This is a genomic window from Streptomyces milbemycinicus, assembly GCF_002154605.1.
Lineage (GTDB): Bacteria > Actinomycetota > Actinomycetes > Streptomycetales > Streptomycetaceae > Streptomyces > Streptomyces milbemycinicus.
Genome location: NZ_MUNE01000855.1, coordinates 1 through 2561, shown reverse-complemented (window position 1 = coordinate 2561; position 2561 = coordinate 1). Strand labels below are relative to the sequence as shown.

The window sequence follows — 2561 nt, the reverse complement described above, 5'->3', positions numbered from 1 at the left end:
GCTCCACGAACGGCACGGCGGCCGACGGGGGCGCCGTCGACCGCCGTGCCGTTCGTGGAGCCGAGGTCGGTGATGGTGACCCGGCCGTCGTCGGCGACGGTCACCGCGCAGTGCAGCCGGGACACGTCGGGGTCGTCGAGGGGGACGTCCGCGTCGGCGGAGCGGCCGATGCGGACCTGGCCGCCGTGCAGCAGGTGGACGCCGCCCGCGTCGGGCCCCGCCACCACGTCGAGCCGGACGGCCGCGTCCGGCGCCGCGGCCTCCGGCAGGCCCGGGTATCCGGGGTAACCGGGGTAGCGGTCGAGGTCGGCCGGGCCGTTCAGCGCGAGGACCGCGCCGTCCACCAGGGGCGGCTCGCCGACCGCGCAGCGCTGTGCGTCAAGCCGCTCGGCCCCCGCGTACAGCACGGCGCCGCCGCTGCCGCCCGTGTCGCAGCCGGCGGCGGCGAGGGCGGCGGCCAGCCCGCCGGCCACCGAAGCGAGGGCGGTGCCGGCCGGGGCGGTCACCAGCACATCCACGGTGCAGGGTCCGGTGTGAGCGTGGCCGGGCGCGGCCTGGCCCGGACGGCTCGGGTGGGCGCTGCGCGGCCCGAGGACGGTCAGCCGAATCTGCATAGCCGTCAACGGTCCCTTCTGTCCGGGGGGCCGGGCAGGGGCGCCGTTTCCCCCCACCGCCCCCAGGCGCGTCGGCACGTACAAGCTCCGTACGGGCGCACGGGCACGGGCGTACGGGCACGGCGCGCGCGGGTCCCCCCGGCTCCCCACCGCATCCGTGCTGCGTGCATCCTCGCACCTGCCACTGACATTCCGCCCGCCGACCGTCGCTTCATGATCTTGATTGGTCGGCTGACTGGCCGAAACTGGTTGATTGTGACTGGGTCGGCTGTCTGTCGGTTGTCCTTTGTGGCACCGGATGGCGTCGAATGCCACGGATCCGCCCGACCTTGGCAACCATCTGTCCGGATCGTGCGTCTTCCCCGCAAGCCGTGCTCACCGCGGCTCATCCGCGGCTCAGCCGCGGCTCGTACGGAGATCAGTACGGCATGTCGTACCGCCCCACTACAGTGGGGCCGACGCAGGCGATGTCGGCGACATGAACCAGCCGTCGGCAGGACGCAGACGACGTAGACGACGCAGACAACGCAGACGATGTAGACAACATGGACCACGACCAGGGAGCGCATGACGTGCGGCCGGTAGGCAGCAAGTACCTGCTCGAGGAGCCGCTCGGACGCGGAGCCACGGGCACCGTCTGGCGAGCCCGCCAGCGGGAGGCGGCGGGCTCCGAGGCCGCTGTGGCCGGGCAGCCCGGCGAGACCGTCGCGATCAAGGTCCTCAAGGAGGAGCTGGCAAACGACGCGGAGATCGTGATGCGCTTCCTGCGCGAGCGCTCCGTGCTGCTGCGGCTCACCCACCCCAACATCGTCCGCACCCGCGACCTGGTCGTCGAGGGCGATCTGCTCGCCCTGGTCATGGACCTGATCGACGGCCCGGACCTGCACAACTACCTGCGTCGTAACGGCCCGTTCACACCCATGGCCGCCGCCCTGCTGATGGCCCAGATCGCCGACGCGCTCGCCGCCAGCCACGCCGACGGCGTCGTGCACCGCGACCTCAAACCCGCCAACGTGCTGCTGGCCGGCACGGGCGAGGGCGAGGAGATGCACCCGATGCTGACCGACTTCGGCATCGCGCGCCTCGCGGACTCGCCGGGCCTCACCCGCACCCATGAGTTCGTCGGCACGCCCGCCTATGTGGCGCCGGAGTCGGCCGAGGGCCGCCCGCAGACCTCCGCGGTGGACATCTACGGCGCCGGGATCATGCTGTACGAGCTGGTCACCGGCCGTCCGCCGTTCGCGGGCAACACGGCGCTCGAGGTGCTGCACCGGCATCTGAGCGAGGAGCCGCGCCGCCCCACCACCGTGCCCGAGCCCCTGTGGACAGTCATAGAGCGCTGTCTGCGCAAGAGCCCGGAGGACCGGCCCAGCGCCGAGAACCTGGCCCGCGGGCTGCGCGTGGTCGCCGCGGGCGTCGGGGTGCACGCCACGCCCGCGCAGGCCGAGGCCGCGCTCGGCGTCGGCGCGCTGCTCGCCCCGGACCCGGCGCCCGCCCCGGTGCCTGACGCCGACCCCACGGGCGCCGCCGACCCGACCCAGGTGCTCCCGTCCAACGCCTCGGGCGCTTCCTCGTTCGACCCCGCCGCGGCCACCAGCGTGCTGCCTCAGACCGGCGGCCCCGGCGGCGGCGCGAACGCCGACCCCACCCAGGTGCTGCCCGCCGGCTCCGGTCCGGCCTCCGGCGCCGACCCGACCCGCGCGATGCCGCCCGTGCCGCCCGGCCAGGGTCCGGACGATCCGCACCCCTGGCAGAACCAGCTGCGCGCGGCCCGAGACCGCAACGAGCAGACGCAGGTCCAGTACCTCGACCCGAGCCAGGACCCGCTGCGCCGCCGCCCCCAGCGCCGCCCCGCCCCGCAGCAGCCGCCGCAGCACCAGCAGCCTCAGCAGTACCAGGCGCAGCAACCCCAGCAGTATCAGCCGCAGCAGCCCCAGCAGCCGCCGC

2 protein-coding genes are annotated in these 2561 nt (G+C 74.4%); one reads left to right on the top strand and one right to left on the bottom strand.

All coding sequences use genetic code 11. The features are described 5' to 3' along the window. Positions 1-614, bottom strand: a 614-nt coding sequence (locus tag CCN51_RS47615) for an FHA domain-containing protein (protein WP_143676142.1), incomplete at its 3' end; no start/stop codon positions are given. A gap of 572 nt (positions 615-1186) precedes the next feature. Between CCN51_RS47615 and CCN51_RS47610 the strand changes: the two genes are divergently transcribed. Further along, a partial coding sequence (locus CCN51_RS47610; protein WP_086861013.1) for a serine/threonine-protein kinase occupies positions 1187-2561 on the top strand: 1375 nt, incomplete at its 3' end.